Genomic DNA, 25,109 nt, shown 5'->3' on the forward strand with positions numbered 1-25,109 from the left:
TCCAATACCGCAGGACTCTTAGAAATGATTAAGGGACTGAAATTCAAAGGGTAAGCCGGAGCCGCTTTTGGAAGCTATGGATGGAGTGGCGAATCTCTGAAAATCATAGAAAAGGGGTTAAAAGATTCCAGTTTTGATGTTATGAATGATGTTAAAAAGTTCTCTGGACTCCAAATAAAGAAGGGTCGGAACAAGGGATTGCCTTTGGAAAAGAGTTTAGTAGTCATCTGAAAAAGTAATGGATTTCAGTGATTAAAAAATTCAGGAAATTTAATTATATCATGGAATCATGATAAAGATAGGGCCTTGTCAATGGTTATTGATGGGGTATTATTTTTGTAATGCATTAAAAAATTGAAATCGCGTTTATATTCAAAAATTAGGGTATATTATAAATGATGTGAAATATAATAATTTGTCAGGGGGAAAGAAAATGAGTATGTTTTGTCATCAATGTCAGGAAGCTGCTAGAAATGTGGGATGTAGTGGGAAAGCCGGAGTCTGTGGTAAAACGGAACCGGTGGCAAACCTGCAGGATTTATTGGTCTACACGTTAAAAGGGGTGGCGGAATTTAACCAACAGGCAAGAAAACACGGTCTGCACAAACCAGAAACCGATGAGCAGATGCTGGACGGACTGTTTTCAACCATTACCAATGCCAACTTTGACGGAGAGGCCATCAAAGACCGAATTGACAGAGCGCTGTTTACCAGGGAAGAAATAAAAAAAGCGCTACAGAATGAAGGAAAACTGGAAGAAAAAGCTTACGGCGACTTTGCTACATGGGAAACTAACCGGAAGAATTACGAGGAAAAATCCACAGAGAAAAAAGTGGGGATTCTTCGGGATGAAAACGAAGATGTTCGAAGTCTTCGATCCTTAGTGCTCTTCGGTCTCAAAGGCATATCCGCCTATGGAGAACATGCCTACAATCTTGGGAAACACAATCCGGAAATCAGCGAATTTATAGAAAAAGCCCTACTGGCTACGGAAGATGACTCTTTAAGCGCTGACGACTTAACAGCATTGGTACTGGATACCGGCGCTAAAGGTGTAGAAGTGATGGCCCTTCTCGATGAAGCCAACACCTCCGCTTATGGAAATCCGGAAATTACAGAGGTGGAACTTGGGGTTCGAGATAGGCCCGCAATTCTGGTTAGCGGTCATGACTTAAAAGACTTTGACGAACTGTTAGAGCAAACAAAGGACCAAGGGGTAGATATTTACACTCATTCGGAAATGTTACCGGCTAATTATTACCCGGCTTTTAAAAAGTATGATCACTTTGTAGGAAACTATGGAAGCTCCTGGTGGAATCAAAAGGTAGAGTTTGATTCCTTTAACGGACCGGTGCTCTTTACAACAAACTGTATTGTGCCTCCGAAGGAAAGCTACACTGATCGAATTTATACGACGGGGGCTTCAGGATATCCTGGGTTTAAACATATCGCTAATCGTGATAAGGGCGGAGTAAAAGACTTTTCCGAAGTAATCGACCACGCGAAAAAGCTTCCTGCTCCCACGGGCGTAGAAGAAGGAAAACTCGTCGGAGGCTTTGCTCATAATCAGGTAATGCAATTGGCGGATAAAGTAGTGGATGCTGTAAAGTCCGGAGCAATTAAGCAGTTTTTTGTTATGGCAGGCTGTGACGGCAGAATGAAAGACCGGGAGTACTATACGGATTTTGCCAAGGCACTCCCCGAGGATACAGTGATTTTAACCGCAGGATGTGCCAAGTATCGGTACAATAAATTAGAGCTCGGAGATATTGGCGGGATCCCAAGAGTGTTAGATGCAGGGCAGTGTAATGATTCCTATTCCCTTGCGGTAATTGCTCTAAAACTTAAAGAAGTATTTGAACTGGAAGATGTCAATGAACTTCCAATTTCCTATAATATTGCTTGGTACGAACAAAAAGCGGTTATTGTACTTTTAGCGTTGTTATCCTTAGGTATTAAAAATATCAAATTAGGACCGACGTTGCCGGCTTTCTTATCACCCAACGTTGCAAATGTATTAGTAGAGAAATTTGGAATTAACGGAATACAAACCGTAGAAGAAGACATGGAACAGTTCCTAGGATAAAAGATCATTAATTAAAAGTTATATTTAGAAGTTAAATATTTGGTACCGAGTAAGAGAGTCTGTGGGGTATATTTTTCCCCGCAGGTTCTTCTTTTTGGAAAAATATTAGATGTTTATGTGAAGGGATAAGAATTAAGGGTATCAGTACAAAAATTAACGATGTAAAAGGGGGTTAGCCCATGAACATTATTGAAACCAATAACCTGACTAAGTATTACGGAAAAACTAAAGGGATTGAAGACGTAAATATTACCGTCAAGGAGGGGGAGATTTATGGTTTTATCGGTCCTAACGGTGCCGGCAAATCCACAACCATTCGAACACTCCTTGGGCTTATTTTTCCCACCAGCGGATACGCAAAGATTTTTGGAAAAGACTGTATTGAAAAAGGTCATGAAGTTCGAAGATCTATCGGCTATCTTCCTTCCGAAACCTTTTATTACGAGAGGATGAAAGTCTGGGATTTGTTAAACTACTCCGCAAGCTTCTTTAAAGGAGACTATACCAATCGCATCAATGAGCTCTCAGAGGTTATGGAACTGGATATAAATCGAAAAATCGAAGACTTATCCTACGGTAATAAGAAAAAAGTAGGTATTGTCCAGGGGCTACTTCATAAACCGAAACTGATTATGCTTGACGAACCTACGGGAGGGCTGGATCCTTTAATGCAAAAACAATTCTTTAATCTGATAAGGAAGGAAAATCAGGAAGGGGCAACGATATTTTTCTCATCCCACATTCTATCGGAGGTGCAGCACCTTTGTCATCGTGTTGCGATCATTAAAGATGGATCCATTATACAGGTTGAGGATATCGCTACTTTACAGAAGAATAACTATAAGAAAATAATGGTCAAAGGTGAAAACTTGTCAATAAAACCCTTCGATTTCAAAGGGGTAACAAATTTAACATTGGAAAACCAAACACTGAAGTTTTTCTTTAAAGGAGACATCAATCAGGTAAAGGAAAAACTACAACCATATAAGATAAAAGACTTACTCATTGAGGATCCCACACTAGAAGAGATTTTTATGCATTATTACGAATAAAGGGAGGATGTAAGGTGAATATATACAAGTTTGAATTAAAAACCTATTGGAAGTCCTTTATTCTATGGTCCTTAGGAATTATAGTGTTGCAAATTATTATGATGATATTTTATCCCACCATGGCAAGGGACGCCCAAATGATGGATTTGATTATGGAAAATTACCCTGAGGAGCTTTTGCAGGCCATAGGTCTTGGAGAGCATGTTTCCTTGGCTACGGTGTTGGGTTATTATACTTTTGTTTTTGTATTCGTTCAACTTCTTGTAGGAGTCCAGAGTGCCTATTATGGCTTTCAGTTTCTCTCCGTGGAAGAAAGAGAACACACTGCGGATTTTTTATTTACCAAGCCGGTGACTAGAAGTCGAATTTTAGTGGAAAAGTATTTAGCCGCTTTTACCATTTTAGGGCTCACAACTTTGGTGGTTACCGCAAGTACATTTGTCTCCATTGAGCTTTTCCGTGACGGCAGTGGTTATGAAGTGGGCCCTTTGGTTATACAACTTCTGTCAGTCCCTTTATTTCAATTGTTTTTCTTCAGTATAGGAATGCTGGTTACCGTGGGAACAAAAAGAATTCGAAGCGTGATCAGTTACGCTCTGGGCTTTGGATTTGGGCTTTACGTACTAAATGCTTTTCGAAGTATTGTAGGGGGAGAATTTCTCGGTTTTTTTACTCCCTATTATCATTTTGAATCATCTTATATATTAATGGAGGGGTCTATGCCTATGGACAGAGCAATTATCAGCATCAGTATGATTTTGTTAGCCCATATAATAACCTATTTTGCTTATTTAAAAAGAAATATTCGAGCTCAGTAAGGAGGCGCAGAGAGAATGAACATTTTTATTAGAGAAATGAGAGATCATAGGAAGGGGTTTGTTATCTGGTCTGTGGTCATCCTCCTCTTTATTCTGATGGCTTTTGTAGAGTTTGATGCATACTACGATAATCCTGAAATGGCGGAAATACTGGACACCATTCCTAGAGGGATGCTCGAGGCCTTTGGCATGTACGGAGCCAACCTTACCACCATTAATGGGTATATGTCCATTGTTGCCTTATACTTGTATATTATGTTAGGGATATTTTCCGTGCTTTTGGGGAACAATATCATCGGAAAGGAAGAGCGGGACAAAACCGGAGAATTTTTAATGAGCATGCCGATTAAACGCTATAGAGTCTTAATAAGCAAAGTGGCAGTAGCGGTAATAAATTGTTTATTGCTGAATGCAGTAGCCGGAGTGGGAATTGCCATTGCCGTTAGTCGGTACAATCCTGACCGGGATAATGTTAGATATATTCTTCAAATTCTTGTAGCGGCTTTTTTGATTCAAATGATTTTTTTAAGTCTTGGGCTGTTTATTGCGGCTTCAGCAAAAGTCTTTAAAAAATCCAGCGCCATTTCCGTGGCACTGGTAATTGTAATGTATATGATATCCGTGATCCAATCCTTAAGTGATTCCGTGGAGTTTTTAAAGTACTTTACCCCATTTAAGTATTATCAAGCTTCTGAAATTCTGCAAAATGATGGGTTTGAAGGAATATACCTGGGTTTAACATCAACTATTGTATTTATAGCTTTGTTCGGTGTCTTTATCGTATATCCCCGTCGAGATCTGAAATTGTAGCTACGAACTCTAATTTTCATTATTACTATTCGTATTCTGAGTCTTCTTATTTTGGTATTTATTGTAAATGCAGACTCCGATTTGAATAATTACACCGAGGATAATACCGATAGTCGGCCAGATCAGCAAAGTTAAAATACCAATGATTTCTCCCCAGCCTTCTAGGCCTTGCCAAAAAGCTCGATACATTTCAATAAACCCTACCAGCAAACCGGTCATAAAGAAAAACAACACAATTGTTAGTGCGTATCCGCTAAGAATCAGATAAATAAATCCAGCTAATATTGAAAAAACAAAATATACCGCCACATTTTGTAGCTGAAGGGAAACTCCTAATAAAACCCCTGCTCCGATTACTAAAAGCAAAAAAGTAATTATTGATAATCCCATGCCTCTGAGCAGTTGATTTTTTTCCAGATGAAAAGTCATAATAAACCTCCTTGATCTTAAAAGAATTTGGACGTGGAAAATTAATTAATTTATTCTTAACTATACCAGTATAGTCAAGAATCTTTTATTGTGCAAGAGAGTATTTTAGAAAAAGGGAATCACACCAAAAACTTGACGAATCCTGCCTTGAAATATTATGATTTAATTGAATAAATAGAAAGCAGTAAAAATCTAATATAGAAAGGACCGATTCTAATGTTAATAAAATTTATCGTTCTTGTTATGCTATTTAGTTTGAGTATACTCAGTGTATTAACCGGCTGTGACAGTCTTCAGCCGGAGATTCGTTGGGAAACCTATGAAAATCAATTCATTCAAATGGAGTATCCTGCCTCATGGTCCTATGAAGAAGTGGAGGCCCAAGGGTTGATAGCAGTTAAATTTGAAGAGGAAGGAAAGGATTTTGTCTTTGAAATGAGCATTTCCGGTATTGAAAACTGGCTAGAGGAAGAGGAGAAGCTGGAGATGATGCAAGCCTTAGCAATCGAACAATCGGAAGAAGAAGGCTTCGAGATTACAAAAAACAAAGAAATAGAAATTGACAGTTATCCCGGAATCAAAATAGTAGATCATAAGGAAGACAGAGGAACACGAAAAACTGTCGCAACGGTTTTTTCGTACCATCAGTTGGCGATTAACTTTGCAGGGACCACTGAAGCTTATGATGAGCAAGAGGACATCGTTGAAGAAATGATTGAATCGATTGAAGTGATAGTAAATTAGATGAAGAATAACAGAAATTAATTTTGTATAACTAAAAAATTCCTTAAGGGGAAAATAATTTTGGAATTTCCTCATAACACACAAAAAACACTTCGGATCAGGTATAATGGTAATATGTCCGCATAAGGAGGTTTAACAAAATGTTTCAGAGAGAATTTGAACTGCTAGAGGGGATCATTGACACTATTTCGGATCCGATAATTATAAAAAGTCGAGAGTTAAATGTTCTAAGATGTAATCCTGCGGGATATAAACTGATTGGAGCCATGGAAAAAAGACAACGGCTAGTAGGAAAGTGTGATAGTGAAGTGGATGTTTCTGAAAAGGCAGTGAATACCGGAAAAATTAGTAAGTCTAAGGAACATATTAAAATCCAAAAGTCCTACTTTCAAAAAGTGGCATCACCGATACTAAACAATGAAGGGGAAGTTACTCATGTTGTGGAACAGTTTAAAGAGATAACGGAGTTGATTGAAAAGCGAAATGAACTGGATGTCTACTTCTCCTCAAGTTTAGACCTTTTATGCATAGCCAATATGGAAGGGCGCTTTCTAAGACTCAACCCACAGTGGGAAGAAGTTCTGGGTTATACGACTGAAGAGTTGAAAGACAAAGAAATATTGGAGTTTTTACATACTGAAGATATCCTTTCCTCTTATGAAGTAATTAAAGATTTAGGAAATGATAAGGAAGTCAAAGGTTTTATCAACCGGTACCGTTGTAAAAATGGTACTTATCGATGGTTAGAATGGAGAGCAAAACCTGTAGGGAAAAAGATTTATGCAGTGGCTCGAGATATCACAGAGCAGGAGAAAAATAAAAGGAGACTAGAAGTCAGCGAAGAAAAATATAAAACCTTGGTGGAGCAGTCAACGGAGATGCTATACCTTCATGATTTACAAGGACAAATTATTGACGTAAATAAAACAGCCTGTAAAGAGATGGGTTATAAAAGAGAAGAACTGTTAAGACTAAATATTTTAAATCTTCATCCTTATAAGGGAAAACAGGAGTTTTTTGAACAGATGTGGCATAAGTGGACAAAAAATGAAATCATCGAATTTAGTACAGGGCATATAACAAAAAAAGGCAAAGTGCTGGATGTGGAAATCCGAGCAAGAAAAATAAGCTTCGGCGGAAAACAGTATGTTATGGCACTGGTACGCGACGTAACTGAGAGTAGAAAAATCCAACAGACCCTTATAAGGGCAAAAAGAAATGCAGAGTCTGCAAATCTTGCAAAAACAAGATTTTTAGCCAACATGAGTCATGAGATCCGAACACCGATGAATGGAATTCGAGGATTTTTGCAGCTTTTGGAAGAAACCCCTTTAAGTGAAGAGCAAAAAGAGTATATTGAGCATATTGATAACTCTAGTATCAATCTTTTAAATATTATTAATGATATATTGGACTTGTCCAAAATAGAAGCGGGGGAAATTTCTTTTGATATTCAAGGAATTAATCTAAAAGAAACCATCGATAACATCGTACATCCCTTTGAATATAGGGCCAAAAGTAAAGGGCTGGACTATGAAGTTGATATATCCGATAACCTTTGCCAAGAAGTTAATACCGATGCCACAAAGCTGATGCAAATAGTTACTAACTTAATCACCAATGCCATTAAGTTTACGCCGGGAGGTAAGGTTAGGGTAAAAGCTGAAGCAAAGGACAAAGATGAAAAGCATATAATATTGATTTTATCAGTAAAGGATTCAGGAATCGGTCTAAAAAAATCAGAGATCAAGGAGATTTTTTTGCCCTTTAATCAAGCGGATGATACTTATACTCGCAGTTATGGGGGTACCGGACTGGGTCTTGCAATCGTTAAAGAACTTCTTGGAGTGATGGAAGGGGAAATTTCTATTAACAGTACCTACGGGGAAGGGAGCTTCTTTGAGGTGCGAATGCCACTGGAAAAAGTCACTGAGAAGGTTGGTTGTCATAATAAAGATGGAGAAAATGAATAGACTGTAACCAAGGAGTTTTTAAAAAATAAATTTAAGAGGTGATTTGATGAATTTTCTCGAAATGGAAAGAAAAGCTAGGGTCAACTTAAAAGGATATTGCCGAGTATGTCCCGAGTGCGACGGATACGCCTGTGCTGGTGAGGTTCCAGGAATGGGTGGAGCTGGAACCGCTGCAGCCTTTAAGAATAACGTAAAAGATTTAAAAAACGTTCGACTCAAATTAAAGACTATTCACAGTGCTAAAGATCCCAGGATAGAAAGTTCGTTTTTCGGCAATAAAGTGAGCTTTCCTATATTGGTAGCTCCGGTAACAGGTAGTGCTTTTAATATGGGGGGGGCCTTACGGGAAGAAGAATATATCAAAAGTGCAGTTCAGGGAAGTGAAAATGCAGGAACTTTGGCAATGATTGGGGATTCTGCTGATCTTACAATGTATGACGAGGGATTACGGGCGCTTAAACAAGTCCGGGGTAAAGGCGCTGCGATCATTAAACCGAGAGTCAATCAGGATATCATTGAAAACATCAAAAAAGCTGAAAAAATCGGATTAAGTGCTGTAGGAGTCGATATTGACGGAGCAGGGCTTATAACCATGGCCTTAAAAGGTCAACCGGTAGGCCCAAAGACCGTGGAAGAATTAAAAGCGATTGTTAAGGCTACAGAACTCCCCGTTGTGTTAAAAGGTATAATGACTCCGGAAGAGGCTGATCTCGCCGTTGAAATCGGTGCCAAAGCTATTGTGGTATCTAACCATGGAGGGCGGGTCTTGGATCATGCTGAATCAACCCCTAGAGTGTTACCTGAAATAGCGGAAAGGGTAAGGGGAAAAATAATCATTTTAGCCGACGGAGGCATTCGCTCCGGCGTGGATGCTTTTAAGATGATCGCTCTGGGAGCCGACGGGGTCCTCGTTGGTCGCCCGATTGTTATAGGAGCCTTTGGGGGCTTTGAGGAGGGTGTGACCATGGTACTGGAAAAAATGAAACAGGAGTTTTACCAGTCCATGATCTTAACAGGAGCATCGGATCTCAAGGATATAAACAGGGATAAAATTACGGTCCTTTAAGTTTCCGAGGATTCTTCATCCCCCTGAACCACATGTTCCTTTACATCTTCAAAAAGCTTGTTTCGAATGTAATCCTCTCTTCGGTCGGAAGCTTCCCGAACCCCGATGATAACGGCTATACTCGCTGCAATTAGAACGAAAGTAAAAGGAAGACCGGTACTGATGACCGCGGTTTGTAAAACATCCAGGGCTTGTTCGCCGCCGATTAACAACAGCACGGCGGCTAATAGGCCTTCCGCCGCTGCCCAAAAAACTCGCTGTTTATTAGGGGTATCTTCTTTACCACTGGCGGTGATTTTTTCAACTACCAAAGAGCCGGAATCACTGGAGGTAATAAAATAAGACATAACCAGCAGGGTACCGAGAATAGAAAGAAGGGTTATGCTAAGGTTTGCCAAGACAGGGACGTTCAGTTGGTGAATGAGCTCAAACAGGGCCACCGGCAAATTGTCCTGTACGGTCTCGAATAAAGCACCACCGGTATTTTCGTTTATGGATATGGCTGTGCCGCCGAATACTGATAGCCATAAAAAGGAAAGGAACGAGGGTACAATCAATACTGCAAGAATAAACTCCCTCACGGTCCTTCCTCTAGACATTCTAGCAATAAACATTCCCACAAAGGGGGACCAGGAGATCCACCAGGATAGATAAAAAATGGACCAGTCCCCTTGCCATGAATCACCTTTAAAGGACAATGAGAAGGATGCTTGAAGAAAATCACTTAAGTAAAGTCCCAGTCCATTCATAAATACCCGGAGTATATAAAAGCTTGGTCCCAGCAGGAAAACCAAAAGCATAAACAATCCTGCTAAGCGAATATTTAGTACCGATAAAAAGCGAATCCCTCCATGGATTCCGGCTAAAATTGAAAATATGGCCATTAATGTTATTATGAAGATTAAAAGCACTTGTATAGTAACATTTTCCGGGAGCTGAAAGAGGTAATTGAGTCCGCTGTTCATTTGCTGAACGCCCAGCCCAAGGGAGGTAGCAAGGCCAAACATGCAAGCAAGAACGGCAAGGATATCAATGATGTCACCGGTTTTGCCGAAAATCCGGTCCTTAAATAAGGGATAAAATACTGAACGTAGAGAAAGGGGGAGGTTCTTATTATAAGCAAAAAATGCTAGGGAAAGCCCTAATAATGCGTAGATTCCCCAAGGATGAAACCCCCAGTGGAAAAAAGTTGCAGCCATAGCACTGGTAACAGCGCTTTCACTTTCATAAATAAAAGGGGTTATTTGAGAGTGGGTCAGGGGTTCTCCCACAGCCCAAAACATCAGTCCGATCCCCATACCTGCAGAAATAAGCATAGAATACCAAGCGAAGGTACTGAATTCTGCTTTTGCGTACATCCCACCGATTCTTACATTTCCCAGTTTGGAAAAGGCCAAATACAAACAGACTCCGATAAAGAAGTTGCTACCCAATAAAAAAAGCCAGTCCCAATTGTTAATGATTCTACTGTAGATCTGATCAAAGAGTTGATTAGCATGTTCAAGATTCAACAAGGCATAACCGGCAAAGATCAAAATAAATAAACCTGAAACAATGGATACGGGAGGATTAAAATCCAGACCGAATTTGGTATAATTCCGTTGATATAATAATTTTTGCTTTGTTTCTTCTTTAGGCATAAAAAATTCCTCCTCATATATCTTTATCTATGGGTTTACCCAAGTTAAATCATACTATAACAAAAAAATAAAAAACCGGAAAGAATGTTATAATAATTCTAAGGGAAATCCCTAAGAAGTGAGACTTTCGACAAGAGAATAAGTACAGGTTTTGAAATAAAGGTAGAGCCTTAAAAAAAGAAGTTGGGTGGTGGGGTTATGGGATTCAATAAAGAAAAAACCCAAAAACTGTTACAAGACATCGATGTATTATTCGATCAATTACCGATGAAAATGTCCGCGAAACAAAGAGCATATATTAAAAACGTTGTTTTAGGACCGGCCCTCAAGGATGTTCAAAAAATGATCGAAGAAAGCAGACCTCCGGTAATGATGACTCTAGGTCGTTCCGGTCACGGGAAATCTTCCTTGATCAATGCGTTAATTGGAAAAGAGGTGGCCAAGGTAAATCCGGTGGTTCCGGAAACCCGAGGCTCCACTTATTATGAGGTTCCCTTTGAAGAGTATGGTGCCACATGGAGAATGATTGATACCAGAGGTTTTTTTGACGTTATTAACGAGGGGCGGGGCCATAGAGAGGATGGGGTAAAACAGCTTAAAAAAGAAATTCTGGAACACCGTCCGGATATTTTTTTGCATGTAATAAATATCAAAGAGGTTCGTACAATGTCCAATGATTTATTGGTGATGAAAGACATAGGAGACACACTGAAAAAAGAAAACATCAGAATTCCCATTGTTACCATATTAAGCAATGTGGATATTCTTGGGAATCCAACGCTCCCTATTGAAACCCCGGAGAAACAAGGACAAATTATTCAGGGAATGAACTACCTGATTCGAGAAGTTTTCCAAATCGAAGAGCCGAAAGTGAAGTTTCTAAACTTGCATCATCCTGCAAGGGGTTATATTCTCAAGGGAGATCATTATGTAGGAATAATTCCCGTAAGCACCTATCCCGACAATCTTTGGAATATTGATACCTTAGAAGAATTTATCGGAGAAGTGCTACCGGAAAGAGCAAAGCTTGATTATCTACAAGTGAAAAATCAAACCGCTCAGATGAAAAAATTCACTACATCGGTTATTAAACGTTTCTCCACGGTTGCAGGGGGAGTCGGGTCTTCACCGATTCCCGTGGCAGATTTTTTTGTGATTACACCTCTTCAGCTTCTGATGATTATTATAATCGGAACATTATCAGGCAAAGAGATGAAAATAGAAACCGCCCATGAGTATCTAGCCGCTATGGGACTGAATATCGGTGCGGCTTTAGGTTTTCGATCCCTCGCCCATCAATTAACGAAAATGATTCCCATGGGGGGAATGTTCATCTCCGGAGGGATTGCCAGTTCTGCAACCTATGCGCTGGGAAAATCTGCTGAAATGTATTTCTTTCATGGTAAGGTCGTAAATCCCAAAAATATAAAGGGAAACTAGGTACCAAGAGAAAAATACCTAGTTTTTCAGAATGTGGTATAATTAGTATTATGAAGTGTTTTGAAGGAGGGATCAGATTTGTCGAAGAAAATCTTAAAAGAACTGGTTTGTAACAGTATTGATGATCATCGAAAGGAGATCCTGAGAATTGCACGGGAGATACAAAGTCATCCGGAGCTGGGATTTAAAGAAGAATATCTCAGTAAAAAGATTGCTAAGGTTTTTGAAAAAATGGATTTGGATGTGGAAGACCATCTAGCTCTTACCGGTTGCAAAGCAACCATTAATGAAGATTTACGAGGCCCCAATCTAGCAGTAATAGCAGCTTTGGATGCAGGGCTGAATCCCTCTCAACCCGATGCTAATGAAGAGGGTATAGTCCATAACGGAGGAAACAATCATCAAATTGCTATGATGATTGGCATTGCCTTTGGGCTAATTAAATCCCATGCGGTTCAAAACCTTGACGGGAAAGTGACTTTCGTAGCTGTGCCGGCCCAGGAGTCCGTTGATTTGGAATATCGGGACCACCTTATTGAAAATGGCAAAATTCATTATCGGTACGGAATCCAGGAACTATTAAAAAGGGAATGTTTTGATGAAATTGATATTGCTCTATCAATACAAAACATGGATTTGGGAGATATAAAAACAAAATTGGTTATTTCTCCAAACCATCCATCGATTCCTGTTTATGATGGACTCGGGGTAATATTTCAGGAAAATGCTAAGCTTTTTTACGGGGAATCACAGATTAAATGGTCGGAAAATATTATTCGAGATGAATTTTTTAATATACAGGAATTATCAAAGGTCATGCCTACCCTTCAGCCGTTAGCAGGAGGGGTTCGAGGTGTCCGTGGGGGGAAGGATTTTGAATTGATGGATAAGGATACGGCATACATTATTCCGGCAAAAATCATGGCTCTGACCATTGTGGATTTACTTTATGATAATGCAAAGAAAACCAGGAAAATTCTAAAAAATCATAATCCTCCAAAAACCATTGAGGAATATCTTAATGAAAACCAGAATCTCCAAAGCTGCACTGAATAATGAAACCCTAAGTGAAGAGCTAGGGCATAGAAGACTCCTTGCCTCAAAAACACACCACAGCTTATGCTGTGGTGTGTTTTGATTTTTAATATATCAATTGATTGAGATTTCTTACACTGAAAGGGTATCTATGGGAATAGTTATGAAAAGATTTGCTTAAGAGATAATAAGAGGCTTGGTAAGACTTATTTCAAAAACAGGATATCTTTAAGAGGAAGGATGAGTTCAATGACTGAAAAGAATGGAGTTATGTTACAGGCTTTTCACTGGTATACCCAAGGGGACGGCTGGCTTTGGAACTGGCTCCAAAAGGAAGCCACCAGCTTAGCAGAGGCAGGATTTACGGCGATTTGGTTACCGCCGGCTTACAAGGGGGCTGGTGGAGGCTTTGATGTAGGATATGGTGTGTACGATCTTTTTGACTTGGGAGAATTTGAACAAAAAGGTACGGTAGCCACAAAATATGGAAGTAAAGAAGACTATATTAAAGGAATAAAAAAAGCTCAAAAGGCGGGAATGGAAGTTTATGGGGATATTGTGCTGAACCATCGCCTTGGCGCCGACCATGCTGAAGAGTTTTACGGAGTCCCCATTAATCCTGAAAACCGTCGGGAAGCAATCGGAAAAAAACATAAAATTAGAGCTTGGACTCATTTCTCATTTCCAGGCAGGAAGGGTGAATACTCGGAACTTAATTGGCATTGGTGGCATTTTAATGCTGTGGATTATAGCGCACTGGATGAGGAAAGGGATGCTATATATTTAATTGAAGGAAAAACCTTTGATGATGATGTAGCCAAAGAAAAAGGCAATTATGATTATCTAATGGGGTGTAATTTGGATTTAAACAGTCCCGATGTGGAAAAAGAACTGATCCATTGGGGAAAATGGTACCTTGATACTACGGGGATTGATGGTTTTCGTTTTGATGCCGTAAAACATGTGAAGTCCAAATTTTTTCTAAAGTGGCTTCATACTATGAGAAAGCATAAAAATAGAAATCTGTTCGCCGTTGGAGAATACTGGTCCAAGGACTTACGGGAACTGTGTGATTTCATTGATGATACCCAGGAAAACATTATGCTTTTCGATGTGAATTTGCATTATAATTTTGTAAAGGTCAGTAAAGATCCGGAAAACTTTGATATTAGGAAAATATTCCAGCATACATTGATGAAAAATGCTTCCCATTTGGCAGCAACGTTTGTTTCGAATCATGACTCTCAGCCGCTGCAATCACTTGAGTCAGTAGTGGAACCCTGGTTTGTTCCGCTGGCATACGGCATCATTTTACTTCGAAGAGAAGGTTATCCCACGGTCTTTATAGCGGATTATCATGGAGCCAAATACAAAGATCAGGGGCATGACGGAAAAGAATATGAAATTGAACTGGTCAGTCATCAATGGATGATTAATAAATTTCTTTATGCAAGAAAAAATTATGCCTATGGAGACCAGGACAATTATTCTGATCAGAAAAATTTACTGGCTTGGACCCGGAAAGGCTCTAGAGATAATTCAGGAGGACTTGCGGTATTGATCAGTACGGGTGAAAATAGGAAACTGTCTATGAAAATGCCTTTAGGGAATAAGGTTTATAAAGACCTGACAGAGCATATAGACAAAAGGGTAAAAACCGATGAAATGGGTTGGGGCGTTTTTTCTGTAAAGAAAAAATCTATATCGGTGTGGGTGCTGGACAGTTAAGTTTCCTGTAAAGCTCTAATTACTTTTAATTATGATTTGATAAGCGTTGCAAGGGGTAACAATAAATTATAAGACAGACTTTCCTGAAAAAAGTTCCCCTTTGCCAAAGGAGGCTTACTATGAAACGAAGTTCCGACTATTTTCGAGGCTGTTTATTAGGGGGAGCTATAGGCGATGCCCTTGGATGGCCTGTTGAGTTTATGAGCTATAGAGAAATTCTTGAAAAATATGGTGTTGGTGGAATCCGCGATTTAACTCTTTCATCAAGAGGGGTGGCGGAAATCACCGATGATACGCAAATGACTTTGTTTACCGCGGAGGGGATTCTGCGAGCACAAAACCGATTTTTGTCAAAAGGCATTTGTCATATTCCTTCCGTAGTCTATTATGCTTATCAAAGATGGTTATATACCCAGGGCTATAACGAAGACTTGAATGAAAGTATTTTAAAGAAGAGCTGGTTGTTATTTGCTAATGAGCTATTCCACCAAAGAGCTCCAGGAGGAGCCTGTGTGTCATCTTTACTTAGTGGGAAACAAGGAAGTATTCAAGAACCCGTAAATAACAGTAAAGGTTGCGGCGCTCTTGCTCGAACTGCTCCCCTGGGCCTTATGTTCCGAAAAAATGAAGCATTTGATGTAGCCATGCAATGCGCTGCGTTAACGCATGGTCATCCCTCCGCTTATTTGTCAGCGGGGGCTTTGGCATACCTAATTTCATCAATTATTGCAGGGGAAGAGTTGGAACCGGCGGTAACCAGTACCCTTTTGAAATTAGAGGAGTATGATAATCATCAGGAATGTAGTGAAAAGATCAATATGGCTATAGAGCTTTCAAAATTGGGATTTACAAATTACCGATCCATTGCAAAAATCGGCGAAGGATGGCTGGGAGAAGAGGCCCTAGGCATCAGTATATACTGTGCTGTGAAGTATCAGAATAGCTTTAAAAAAGCATTGATTGCAGCTGTAAACCATGACGGAGATAGTGACAGCACCGGAGCTATTACCGGCAATATTTTAGGAGCTTATAACGGAGTTGCAAATATACCCGGTGATTGGATTTCCAAGATTGAATTAAGAGATGTATTAGTATTGATTGCTGATGATTTGTTAAAAGAGTATGATGAGGAAACTATGAATTGGGAGCGGTATCCCGGATACTAAATTGAAATTATAAAAGTTTTGTTAAGCATATTGCTACTGATGGCTGTTGGAAGAGCGCCCTACAAATGTTACAGTTGCGGTAAAGATTTATGGAATAAAGTTTTAGTAGGAGGGGAAGAAATGAGGGGCTACATTGAATGGTATTATTATCCATTTTACGGGGCGTTCCTGGCTAGCTTATTAGTTTATGCTAAAATGAAAAGATATTCATTTTTTGCAAATAGCTTCAATCATTCTATATGGTTTTTAAACATGAAAAATAGAACTTTTTTCATCTATATTTTGGCTTTTTTTCTATCAATAATATTTCATATGGCCTTTCCGGTGACAGCTATGGAATTTCCCAGCGGACCCTATGATGTAGGCACGCAAATTTATGATTGGACCGATCATGAACGGTTAGAAACCTATGGTGATGAAGCTGGAACCAATCTTCGTAAAATAAAAGTTCAAGCTTGGTATCCTGCAAATACTGTGGAGGGTTTTGAACAACTTCCCTGGATTCCTGAAGGAAGAGTGGTTTCTAGAAAACTGGCAAGAACTTTTTATTTTCCTCCTTTTATGTTGGATCAGTCTGAAGAAGTACTATCCAACAGTTATCTCAAAGCACCGGTTTTGTCACAGGATAAAGGATATCCTGTTGTTGTATTATCCCACGGCTGGAGTGGTTTTCGTACACTTCATTCAGATTTAGGTGAATTGTTGGCAAGCCATGGCTTTATTGTTTTGGGTATCGACCATACCTATGGTGCCCCGGTAGTTGTTTTTGAAAACGGGGAAGAGGTCAGTATTGACGGAGAAGCATTACCGGGAAGAGATGATCCGGATTTCTTAAAATATGCTGAAGTATTTATAAACACTTATGCTGAAGACATCTCTTTTGTCTTAGACGTTATAACCGACTCTGATGGGAATCAGATGGACGAAGCCCTTCGAAGTTTATTGGACCTGAATAAAATCGGACTATTAGGTCACTCCACTGGAGGAGGGGCCGGTGTAAAAGTAGCCGCGATGGACCCGAGAGTACGAGGAATCATGGGTTTGGATCCATGGGTGGAACCCCTTTCCAATAATATTGTAAAAAAAGAAACGACAGCATCCTATTTGTTTTTGCGCAGTGAGGAATGGAAGGGACATAAGAACGACGTAAATCTTTGTGAAGTTTTGAACAATAATAATCAAGCTGAACTATTTCAAATTCAGGGCACTACCCATGTGGATTTCACCATGATTTATATGTACTCTCCAATGACAAGTGTAGTAGGGCTTACTGGCTCTTTAGATCGTGATCGATTTGAGGAAATCCAGGAAACCTTTGTATTGGAATTTTTTGAAAGCAGCTTACAAGGCTTACAAAGGGATTATGGAGATTATTTGGAAGATAACTACCCGGAAGTTTTCCGGGTACCCAGTGTAAAAAATCAGTAAACATTTCAAACAGCCTTACAAAAGATTTATGACAAAATCTCAGGCTGTTTTTGTTTTGCTCTTGATAATATAAACAAATGTGATAAAATATAACTTATGTTTACAAAATGTATTCGATAGGAGGTTAGAAAATGACGTCAAGAGAAAAAGAAATTCTTAATAGGATTAAAGAAAACCCCTTAATATCCCAACAAAAGCTTGCGGATCAACTGAAAATTAACCGTTCTTCCGTAGCGGTCCACATAGGAAATCTTATGAAGAAGGGATATATTAAGGGGAAAGGCTATATTGTGGAAGAGGAGAAAAAAGCCTTAATCATTGGGGGCGCAAATATTGACCTGGAAGGAAGTCCTTGTCAGGAGCTGAAGTTTTATGACTCGAATCCAGGAAGAATTGAAACTTCTCAAGGGGGAGTAGGAAGAAACATTGCGGAAAATCTAGCCCGATTATCTATCCCTGTACGTTTTCTCACAGCTTTAGGGGAAGATCTTTACGGTGAAAAAATTTTCAAAGAAGGTCAACGGCAAGGAATGGATATGGATCATGTTCTTCGTTCCGGTGAATATCCTACTTCTATGTATTTATCTTTAATGGACGAGAAGAACGATATGAGGGCGGCAATATCCCAAATGGACATTCTCACTTTGATGGACCCAAATTGGTTGAAGAAAAAGAAATTTCTTTTTAAAGATGCCTCGGTCATATGCATTGATGGGAATCTTACTAAGGAAGCTGTGGATTATATTGTTAAAGAAGCCGGGGAAACACCAATTTTCGCTGACCCGGTTTCTACTTCAAAGATTCAAGTATTCGAGGATGTATTAGAAAAAATTCATACATTTAAACCCAATCGAAGGGAAGCGGAAAAACTTTTAGGCATGACTCTGAATACTCTGGATCAGGTGCGAAAAGCCGGCGAACGATTTTTGGATAAGGGAATCAGTCACATATATATAAGCTTAGGTGAAGATGGGGTATATACACGAAGTAAAGATTTTGAAGCAGTGATCACTGGAAAACCCCCAATATTTAATAGTGCCACCGGAGCCGGTGATGCTTTCATGGCGGGAGTTATTTACGGGTTTTTACAAAAGACCACTACGGAAGAAACTTTGAAATTTGCCATGGGAGCAGCCTTCAAAACGTTAAGCAGTGAACACACCATACATCCGAATTTCTCAGGAGAAGAAGTAATAAAAAGCTTGAATAGTAATGAGTTCATAATAACCTATTTCTAGTTGTATTATATGAAATGCATTAAAGCAAACAGTGAAGAATTAATAATCACTTTGACACATAAGGAATCTTGTGTGAAATAATAAATAGGAGGCTTAAAAATGAAAAAGTATATGGAGATTCATCCAGAAGTAAAAAAAGCCCTGGAAAAAGGGAATCCGGTGGTGGCCTTAGAGTCAACCATTATTTCTCATGGGATGCCCTACCCAAAAAACTTGGAAACAGCTCGAGAAGTAGAGAAAATTATCCGACAACGGGGAGCGGTGCCGGCAACAATAGGCATTATGAAAGGCCGATTGAAGATCGGGCTAACGGAAGAAGAACTTATGTATTTTGCAACGGAGAAGGGAATTTTAAAAACCAGTCGCAGAGACATTCCCTATATCACCGCAAACAAAAAGGATGGTGCTACCACCGTTGCTTCAACCATGATTCTTGCCGGCATGGCGGGAATTCGAGTTTTTGTCACGGGAGGTATTGGAGGGGTCCACCGAGGCGGTCAAAACACCTTGGATATATCAGCGGACTTAATGGAATTTTCGAAAACCGATATGGCGGTAATCTGTGCCGGTGCAAAGTCTATTCTGGATATCGGGCTGACTTTAGAATATCTCGAAACTCAAGGGGTGCCTGTGGTGGGATTCAAAACCGAATCTTTTCCCGCCTTTTACACAAGAGAAAGCGGATACAAAGTAGATTACCAAGTGGATAATGGAATGTCCATGGCTAGAATCATGAAGGATAAATGGGAAATGGATTTAAAGGGAGGAATTGTCATAGGAAATCCTATTCCAAGAGAGGCGGAGTTAGACCCTAAGTTTATTAACGATGCCATAGAAAAGGCCATAGCATTAGCTGAAGAAAAGGGGATTCAGGGAAAAGAAGTTACCCCGTTTTTGCTTTCCCATCTGAAGGAAGCGACCAAAGGAAGAAGCTTAGATGCCAATATCGAGCTGGTGTATAACAATGCCCGGGTGGGAGCGGATATTGCAGTGGCCTATGCGACGTTGAAAGATAAAGCCCCATAGTAATAAACGATAACAATATTCTATGGATTGCGATGAAAGGATTAATAGAGGGGAATTATATAAGGAGGAGGTTCTATGAGGTTCAAAAATGATAAATTCCGAAAACAGCAAAATTGGATGTTTCGAAACGCAAGACCACTAGAACTGGCAAGATGGAGATATCATATGGAATCTAAGGGAAAAGAAGAGATTTTCACCTGTCTAAAAGCTTTTCAAAATCACGATGGCGGCTTTGGCCACGGGATTGAACCGGATTTTTGGAATCCGGCTTCCACTCCTATGGCAAGCTGGAGAGCAGCTCAAATTCTTAAGGAAATTGACACGGATCCCAAAGAAGAAATTGTACAAAACTTAGTCAGATACTTAGTAAGCACTATGAACCGTAACACAGGAATGTGGCCATCATCTGTACCGGGAAACAATGACCACCCTCATGCTCCCTGGTGGCACTGGAAAGAAGACGTACAGGCTAATTGGATGTTCAATCCTGCAGTCGAGCTTTCCGCATATCTGATTTATTGGTCTCAAAATAATCATGATGCTTTAAAAATCTCATGGGAGTCTATGGCGAAGGCATTAGATCATTTGATGGAGCAAACGGAAATGGATCGCCATGAGCTAAATAATTATAAAAATGCGATAGATATACTGCGTGGTGACGTGCTGGAGTTTAACCGGCGAATGCCCCACTCTTTTGAGAAGGTGGAGAAAAAAGTCTGGAAACTTATTGAAGGCTGCATGGATCAAAGCTATAAGAATTGGGGTAAAGACTATCTGGCTCTACCCCTGGATTTTATCAATCATCCTGAGCAAATGAAAAACATTCAGATTTCTGAAATAGAAAGTCTTGTGGAAAAGAACTTAACCTTCTATGCTACTTCTTTGACCGACGAAGGTGTTTGGGATATTACTTGGGATTGGGATCAGTATCCTGAAGAATTTGCTGTGGCAAAAAGAATCTGGCAAGGAATCCTGATTGTGAATCGGTGTAAAATTCTAAAGACATTCGGTGTAATAGATCATTAGAAAGCAAAGCTAAAGCACTTTACGGCCTTCCTGATAAAGGCCTTCGAAGGCAAGCAGGTTGTGGATATCCCTTAAGGGATTGTTTTTTACTAATAAGAAATCCGCTTTTTTTCCTACTTCCAGGCTGCCATGGGAATCATCAATACCCAGGAGTTGGGCACTTCTATAGGTAGAGGATTGTATTGCCTCTAAAGGTGTCATACCCATATCCACCATTAATTTAAGTTCGAAAAGGTTATCGCCATGACGATTAAAAGGAGTCCCTGCATCGGTTCCCATAGCAATATTAACACCTTTACTTCGAGCAAGTTGAAAGCTTTCAAAGTGTACTTCTTTGATTGCTTTTGCTTTATCTACGGCAAATTTTGGGATGCCGTGCTCCTCTCCGTATTTGATAATGTTATAAATTGCAGAGAAAGTCGGGACAAGATAGGTTCCTCGTTCCGCCATCATATCAGCGGCTTCATCGTCTAAAAATACTCCATGTTCAACGGAATTAATACCGGCGCGCACCGCATTTTTGATTCCAAAAATCCCCTGAGCGTGGGTAGCAGTCTTTTTACCGGCTTTATGAGCCTCGGTAACCGCCGCCGTTATTTCTGCTTCCGATAACTGAGAGGCATTAGGGTCCACTCCCGGGGTTAGTACTCCTCCGGTGGCCATGATTTTTAATACATCGGCTCCCTGTTTCAACTGTTCACGAGCTCCTTTTGTGACTTCAGCGATGCCATCACACTCCCGACCAATCTGCCATCCATGGCCTCCGGTCATAGTGATGAATTTTCCGCTGACCAGGGACTTCGGACCTGGTATTTTCCCAATTCTTTGAGCATTTCTTATATCGATGTCGATATACTCCGGGGCACCTAAATCCCGAATAACGGTAATACCACCTTTTAAAGTATTTTGTAAATTATTAACCCCGTCAATGGTAAGTTGAGCATTACTTTTATTGGTTAAGGAGCCCATGGTATCAGCTTCTGAGGAAAAGGTTATATGGACATGGGTGTCGATTATGCCTGGGGTGATATATCCGTGACGATAATCCAGAAAATCGATGTTTCTCTGGGATAAGTCCAGATGAGGGATATCTCCTTGGGAACCGATTTTTGAAATCACCCCATCTTCTATAAGAAGATAGACATCTTCTTGAAGCTCTTTGTTTTTTCCGTCGATTAATCCTTTACAAGTAATCAGTAATGATCTATTCATAGTTTCCTCCTTTAGGGTAGTATGAAATTTTATATTTAACTAATCTTATCCTAACAGTTCTTACCAGGAGTGGCAAGATAAGAGTCAGTAAATTCATATATTTAGCATCGGTTTTTGGAAATTTGCAAACCGAGCAGTTAATGAAACAAATATTCTAATGGAATGTGTCGATTTTAGAAGGGGTAATGGGGTATAATAAGTTAATAATCACACAAAAGTAAAGGAGTTTAAGCGATGACCATATACCAGGATATTTTAGGTGCACGAAAATGGAAGAAAGTTGAGGAAGTGAAAAAAGGCTGGTCTTTAGAGAAAAAGTTTAAAATCACCCTGGATTCGGGAGAGACTCGTCTACTGAGAATTGTGGATCGGGAACAGACGGAACGCAAACAAAGAGAATTTAAACTTCTGAGCGATCTAAAGCCTTTGAATATTTGGATGTCTACACCAATAGAGACCGGAATATGCAATGGGGGAAAGTCGGTATATACTCTTTTTACCTGGCTTGAAGGACAGGATGCGGAAATATTACTGCCTAAATATTCCCTCGAGAAGCAATACGCCCTAGGAAAAGAAGCTGGAGAAATATTAAAGAAACTGCATTCTTATAGTGCACCGAAGAGACAACCCCAATGGGAAAAACGGTATAATGAAAAAATTGATCTAAAGATTAAAGCGTATCAGCAATGTGGGGATTCATTAGAAGGGGATCAATATTATTTAAAATATATTAATGAGAATCGACACTTACTTATAGATAGACCCCAGTGTTTCCAACATGGAGATTATCACATTGGAAATATGATTTTGAATGATCAAAGGGAACTGGGGATTATCGATTTTAACCGGTTTAATTTTGGAGATCCCTGGGAGGAGTTTAATCGAATAACTTTTTCTGCGGAAGTAAGTACTGAATTTGCCATAGGGCAAATCCATGGCTATTTTCGAAAGGAGGTACCCCTGAAATTTTTCAAGCTATTGAAATTTTATATTGCGGTAAATCAAATAGCTGCTCTGCCCTGGGCATTGGAGTACGGAAGAGCGGATGTTGAAATAATAAAAGAGTTGTCTCAAAAAACCTTGAAGTCCTACGGGGATTTTATCGCAAGTAAACCAAATTGGTATAGAGAAAAAAGTAGAGATTAGGAGGGAAATAGATGTTTGAGCGATACGAAAAACAGATGAATTACGAAAAAATCGGGCGTAAAGGGCAGGAGCGTCTGCAAAAATCAAAGGTTTTAATTATAGGTTGCGGTGCCTTAGGGACTGTGGTGGCCAATAATTTGGTTAGAATGGGAATCGGACATGTTCGAATTGTGGACCGGGACTATGTGGAACTTACAAATCTTCATCGACAGATATTATTTGATGAAGAGGATTTAAAAAAAGAGATGCCGAAGGCCAAAGCGGCGGAAATGAAACTTCAAAAGATCAATAGTGAGGTAACGGTAGAAGGTATTGTCAAAGAGGTAAACAGTCGGACCATCGAAGACTTTATAGAGGGAGTGGATTGCATTGTTGATTGTACCGACAATTTCAAGACCCGGTTTTTGATCAATGACGTCGCCTTCAAAAATGATCTACCTTGGATATATGGCGGAGCTTTAGGGACTTCCGGAATGGTAAAGGCTTTTCTCCCGGAGGAAAACTGGGGTTGTCTTCAATGCATGATTCCAAAGCCCCCGGATAGTGGTTCTCTTCCCACTTGTGATACTGCCGGTGTGGTAAATACGTTAACCGGAGTTGTTGCCTCTATGGAAAGCAATGAGACCCTGAAACTTCTTTTGGGCTCAATTAAAGAAGTAGAGAAAGATTTGCTATTTATCGATCTTTGGGATAATACTTTTAAAAAAATCCCTCAGCAAAAAAATGATAGTTGTACCTGTTGTGTGAAGAAAGAGTATATTTATCTGGACAATAAAAAGCCGGAAGCCACTTACATTTGTGGACAAAACAGTATCCAAATCAACTTGGGGCAGGATAATATGAATCTAAAAGAAATTCAGCAGCGTCTAGAGAATAAAAACATTACCACCCGCAGAAACCCTTATCTTTTGAGCTTCGAAGCGGATGGTGTAGAGGTGAAAGTTTTTAAAGACGGTCGGGCCATTTTAAAAAATGCAAAAAATGAAGAAACGGCAAAGTCCATTTATGCAAAATACATTGGCTATTAAGCATAAGATTTAAGAATATAAGCCTGGAAAGGAAGGGTCCTATGATTCTAAGTGTAAGCAGAAGGACGGACATCCCAGCATTTTACTTTGACTGGTTTGTGAAACGCATACAAAAAGGTTCTTTGATGGTCAAAAATCCGATGAACCCGAAACAGATTTATAAAGTCTCAACAAAGCCTGACGTCGTTGATGCCATTGTATTTTGGACGAAAAATCCGAAGCCGGCAATAGAGAAAATTGATTACTTACAACCCTATCCCTATTATTTTCAATACACTTTAAATCCTTACGATGAAACATTTGAAAAAAATGTCCCGGTCCTTGAAGAACGGTTAAAGACCTTCAAGCAATTGTCGGACTGTATTGGGCCGGAGCGAGTAGTTTGGAGGTACGACCCCATTATTTTTACTGAAAGCCGGGGGGTGGATTATCATATTGCATCATTTACCATGCTTGCAGAAATCCTTCGGTATTACACCGATACGGTAATGGTGAGTTTTTTGGATGATTATCGGAAAATCCGCGGAAATATGGAAACGTTAGAAGTACGAGCACCAAGATTTCACGAGGTGGATACCTTAATGGAGGCTATGGTGAAAATAGCAGAAAGAAATAAGCTCAATATTCGAAGCTGTGCAGAAAAAAGAGTTCTCATCCCCCAGGGTCTGTTTCCCGGAAGCTGTATTGATCCAAATCGGATTGAAAGACTCATTGAAAAAAAAATAATCAAACGTAAAGATAAGAATCAACGCCCAAATTGTGAATGCATAGAGAGTATTGATGTTGGAAGTTATGATAGTTGTCTTCATAAATGTACATATTGCTATGCTAATTGCCGTAGTGAAATCATTGAAGGTCAGTATAAGAACCATGATCCTGATTCTCCCCTCTTAATTGGAAAAGTTGCAAAAGGGGATGTTGTAAGAGCACGAAAAACTGAAAGTTTAATTATTAAAAACCGTCAACTATCCTTATTTGATGATTGAAAAAATTGCAAGGATAGCTATTTTCCAAGCCA

Annotated in this window: 21 protein-coding genes; 18 read left to right on the forward strand and 3 right to left on the reverse strand. The window is 39.6% G+C overall.

What is annotated here, in order from left to right; all coding sequences use genetic code 11:
• Nucleotides 1-433: 433 nt before the first annotated feature.
• The 4 genes from hcp (at nt 434) to ISALK_RS08190 (ending at nt 4,766) form a co-directional block, all read left to right on the forward strand.
• Nucleotides 434-2,086, forward strand: a complete 1,653-nt coding sequence (gene hcp, locus ISALK_RS08175; protein WP_160721099.1) for a hydroxylamine reductase — start codon at nt 434-436, stop codon at nt 2,084-2,086.
• A 179-nt stretch (nt 2,087-2,265) separates the two neighbouring features.
• The gene (locus ISALK_RS08180; RefSeq protein ID WP_160721102.1) at nt 2,266-3,138 is read left to right on the forward strand and encodes an ABC transporter ATP-binding protein; all 873 of its coding nucleotides are present in this window, start codon (nt 2,266-2,268) and stop codon (nt 3,136-3,138) included.
• Between the two features lie 14 nt (nt 3,139-3,152).
• Nucleotides 3,153-3,956 (forward strand): ABC transporter permease, encoded by an 804-nt coding sequence (locus ISALK_RS08185; RefSeq protein ID WP_160721106.1) that lies wholly within the window; start codon nt 3,153-3,155, stop codon nt 3,954-3,956.
• 15 nt (nt 3,957-3,971) lie between these two features.
• The gene (locus ISALK_RS08190) at nt 3,972-4,766 is read left to right on the forward strand and encodes an ABC transporter permease subunit (RefSeq protein WP_160721108.1); all 795 of its coding nucleotides are present in this window, start codon (nt 3,972-3,974) and stop codon (nt 4,764-4,766) included.
• A gap of 9 nt (nt 4,767-4,775) precedes the next feature.
• On the opposite strand, the gene ISALK_RS08195 is transcribed toward ISALK_RS08190, so the two are convergent.
• Nucleotides 4,776-5,195: a hypothetical protein gene (locus tag ISALK_RS08195; RefSeq protein ID WP_160721110.1), complete on the reverse strand. Its 420-nt coding sequence runs from the start codon at nt 5,193-5,195 to the stop codon at nt 4,776-4,778.
• Nucleotides 5,196-5,411: 216 nt separating this feature from the next.
• On the opposite strand from ISALK_RS08195, the gene ISALK_RS08200 reads away from it, so the two are divergent.
• From ISALK_RS08200 to ISALK_RS08210, 3 genes are all read left to right on the forward strand, one after another.
• Nucleotides 5,412-5,939 carry a PsbP-related protein gene (locus ISALK_RS08200; RefSeq protein WP_160721112.1) on the forward strand — a complete coding sequence of 176 codons (528 nt, stop codon included), beginning with the start codon at nt 5,412-5,414 and terminating at the stop codon, nt 5,937-5,939.
• Nucleotides 5,940-6,079: 140 nt separating this feature from the next.
• Nucleotides 6,080-7,912 (forward strand): PAS domain-containing hybrid sensor histidine kinase/response regulator, encoded by a 1,833-nt coding sequence (locus ISALK_RS08205; RefSeq protein WP_160721114.1) that lies wholly within the window; start codon nt 6,080-6,082, stop codon nt 7,910-7,912.
• Nucleotides 7,913-7,958: 46 nt separating this feature from the next.
• Entirely contained in the window at nt 7,959-8,978 is a 1,020-nt protein-coding gene (locus ISALK_RS08210) for an alpha-hydroxy-acid oxidizing protein (RefSeq protein ID WP_160721116.1), read from the forward strand.
• On the opposite strand, the gene ISALK_RS08215 is transcribed toward ISALK_RS08210, so the two are convergent.
• Nucleotides 8,975-10,618, reverse strand: a complete 1,644-nt coding sequence (locus ISALK_RS08215; protein WP_160721118.1) for a BCCT family transporter — start codon at nt 10,616-10,618, stop codon at nt 8,975-8,977. The two genes, ISALK_RS08210 and ISALK_RS08215, sit on opposite strands and share 4 nt — an antisense overlap.
• Before the next feature lie 198 nt (nt 10,619-10,816).
• Between ISALK_RS08215 and ISALK_RS08220 the strand changes: the two genes are divergently transcribed.
• The 8 genes from ISALK_RS08220 (at nt 10,817) to ISALK_RS08255 (ending at nt 20,705) form a co-directional block, all read left to right on the forward strand.
• Nucleotides 10,817-12,058, forward strand: a complete 1,242-nt coding sequence (locus tag ISALK_RS08220; protein WP_160721120.1) for a GTPase — start codon at nt 10,817-10,819, stop codon at nt 12,056-12,058.
• A 78-nt stretch (nt 12,059-12,136) separates the two neighbouring features.
• On the forward strand, nt 12,137-13,114 hold the full coding sequence (locus ISALK_RS08225; protein WP_160721122.1) for a zinc-binding metallopeptidase family protein: 978 nt from the start codon (nt 12,137-12,139) through the stop codon (nt 13,112-13,114).
• 228 nt (nt 13,115-13,342) lie between these two features.
• Nucleotides 13,343-14,821: an alpha-amylase gene (locus ISALK_RS08230; RefSeq protein ID WP_160721124.1), complete on the forward strand. Its 1,479-nt coding sequence runs from the start codon at nt 13,343-13,345 to the stop codon at nt 14,819-14,821.
• 119 nt (nt 14,822-14,940) lie between these two features.
• The gene (locus tag ISALK_RS08235; protein ID WP_160721126.1) at nt 14,941-15,987 is read left to right on the forward strand and encodes an ADP-ribosylglycohydrolase family protein; all 1,047 of its coding nucleotides are present in this window, start codon (nt 14,941-14,943) and stop codon (nt 15,985-15,987) included.
• A 252-nt stretch (nt 15,988-16,239) separates the two neighbouring features.
• Complete coding sequence (locus tag ISALK_RS08240) at nt 16,240-17,415, forward strand: alpha/beta hydrolase (protein ID WP_160721128.1); 1,176 nt, start codon at nt 16,240-16,242, stop codon at nt 17,413-17,415.
• A gap of 131 nt (nt 17,416-17,546) precedes the next feature.
• Nucleotides 17,547-18,653, forward strand: a complete 1,107-nt coding sequence (locus ISALK_RS08245) for a PfkB family carbohydrate kinase (protein ID WP_160721130.1) — start codon at nt 17,547-17,549, stop codon at nt 18,651-18,653.
• Nucleotides 18,654-18,752: 99 nt separating this feature from the next.
• Nucleotides 18,753-19,679: a pseudouridine-5'-phosphate glycosidase gene (locus ISALK_RS08250; RefSeq protein WP_160721132.1), complete on the forward strand. Its 927-nt coding sequence runs from the start codon at nt 18,753-18,755 to the stop codon at nt 19,677-19,679.
• A gap of 75 nt (nt 19,680-19,754) precedes the next feature.
• Complete coding sequence (locus ISALK_RS08255; RefSeq protein WP_160721134.1) at nt 19,755-20,705, forward strand: hypothetical protein; 951 nt, start codon at nt 19,755-19,757, stop codon at nt 20,703-20,705.
• Between the two features lie 9 nt (nt 20,706-20,714).
• On the opposite strand, the gene ISALK_RS08260 is transcribed toward ISALK_RS08255, so the two are convergent.
• Nucleotides 20,715-21,917, reverse strand: coding sequence for a metal-dependent hydrolase family protein (locus tag ISALK_RS08260; protein ID WP_160721136.1), 1,203 nt, complete (start codon nt 21,915-21,917; stop codon nt 20,715-20,717).
• A 234-nt stretch (nt 21,918-22,151) separates the two neighbouring features.
• On the opposite strand from ISALK_RS08260, the gene ISALK_RS08265 reads away from it, so the two are divergent.
• From ISALK_RS08265 to ISALK_RS08275, 3 genes are read left to right on the forward strand one after another with little or no spacing between them, the layout of a single operon-like run.
• The gene (locus ISALK_RS08265; RefSeq protein WP_160721138.1) at nt 22,152-23,063 is read left to right on the forward strand and encodes an aminoglycoside phosphotransferase family protein; all 912 of its coding nucleotides are present in this window, start codon (nt 22,152-22,154) and stop codon (nt 23,061-23,063) included.
• A gap of 11 nt (nt 23,064-23,074) precedes the next feature.
• On the forward strand, nt 23,075-24,091 hold the full coding sequence (locus ISALK_RS08270; protein ID WP_160721140.1) for a ThiF family adenylyltransferase: 1,017 nt from the start codon (nt 23,075-23,077) through the stop codon (nt 24,089-24,091).
• Between the two features lie 41 nt (nt 24,092-24,132).
• Complete coding sequence (locus ISALK_RS08275) at nt 24,133-25,077, forward strand: DUF1848 domain-containing protein (protein WP_160721142.1); 945 nt, start codon at nt 24,133-24,135, stop codon at nt 25,075-25,077.
• Nucleotides 25,078-25,109: the final 32 nt, after the last annotated feature.

Source organism: Isachenkonia alkalipeptolytica (assembly GCF_009910325.1).
Classification (GTDB): domain Bacteria; phylum Bacillota; class Clostridia; order Peptostreptococcales; family T1SED10-28; genus Isachenkonia; species Isachenkonia alkalipeptolytica.

Excerpts from the sequence above, each read along its gene's own strand:
- ISALK_RS08215 (WP_160721118.1), bottom strand. The coding sequence starts at position 10,618 with ATGCCTAAAGAAGAAACAAAGCAAAAATTATTATATCAACGGAATTAT.
- ISALK_RS08190 (WP_160721108.1), top strand. The coding sequence starts at position 3,972 with ATGAACATTTTTATTAGAGAAATGAGAGATCATAGGAAGGGGTTTGTT.
- ISALK_RS08220 (WP_160721120.1), top strand. The coding sequence starts at position 10,817 with ATGGGATTCAATAAAGAAAAAACCCAAAAACTGTTACAAGACATCGAT.
- ISALK_RS08210 (WP_160721116.1), top strand. The coding sequence starts at position 7,959 with ATGAATTTTCTCGAAATGGAAAGAAAAGCTAGGGTCAACTTAAAAGGA.
- hcp (WP_160721099.1), top strand. The coding sequence starts at position 434 with ATGAGTATGTTTTGTCATCAATGTCAGGAAGCTGCTAGAAATGTGGGA.
- ISALK_RS08255 (WP_160721134.1), top strand. The coding sequence starts at position 19,755 with ATGAGGTTCAAAAATGATAAATTCCGAAAACAGCAAAATTGGATGTTT.
- ISALK_RS08230 (WP_160721124.1), top strand. The coding sequence starts at position 13,343 with ATGACTGAAAAGAATGGAGTTATGTTACAGGCTTTTCACTGGTATACC.
- ISALK_RS08205 (WP_160721114.1), top strand. The coding sequence starts at position 6,080 with ATGTTTCAGAGAGAATTTGAACTGCTAGAGGGGATCATTGACACTATT.
- ISALK_RS08235 (WP_160721126.1), top strand. The coding sequence starts at position 14,941 with ATGAAACGAAGTTCCGACTATTTTCGAGGCTGTTTATTAGGGGGAGCT.
- ISALK_RS08240 (WP_160721128.1), top strand. The coding sequence starts at position 16,240 with ATGAAAAATAGAACTTTTTTCATCTATATTTTGGCTTTTTTTCTATCA.
- ISALK_RS08250 (WP_160721132.1), top strand. The coding sequence starts at position 18,753 with ATGAAAAAGTATATGGAGATTCATCCAGAAGTAAAAAAAGCCCTGGAA.
- ISALK_RS08180 (WP_160721102.1), top strand. The coding sequence starts at position 2,266 with ATGAACATTATTGAAACCAATAACCTGACTAAGTATTACGGAAAAACT.
- ISALK_RS08275 (WP_160721142.1), top strand. The coding sequence starts at position 24,133 with ATGATTCTAAGTGTAAGCAGAAGGACGGACATCCCAGCATTTTACTTT.
- ISALK_RS08200 (WP_160721112.1), top strand. The coding sequence starts at position 5,412 with ATGTTAATAAAATTTATCGTTCTTGTTATGCTATTTAGTTTGAGTATA.
- ISALK_RS08245 (WP_160721130.1), top strand. The coding sequence starts at position 17,547 with ATGACGTCAAGAGAAAAAGAAATTCTTAATAGGATTAAAGAAAACCCC.
- ISALK_RS08260 (WP_160721136.1), bottom strand. The coding sequence starts at position 21,917 with ATGAATAGATCATTACTGATTACTTGTAAAGGATTAATCGACGGAAAA.
- ISALK_RS08270 (WP_160721140.1), top strand. The coding sequence starts at position 23,075 with ATGTTTGAGCGATACGAAAAACAGATGAATTACGAAAAAATCGGGCGT.
- ISALK_RS08195 (WP_160721110.1), bottom strand. The coding sequence starts at position 5,195 with ATGACTTTTCATCTGGAAAAAAATCAACTGCTCAGAGGCATGGGATTA.
- ISALK_RS08265 (WP_160721138.1), top strand. The coding sequence starts at position 22,152 with ATGACCATATACCAGGATATTTTAGGTGCACGAAAATGGAAGAAAGTT.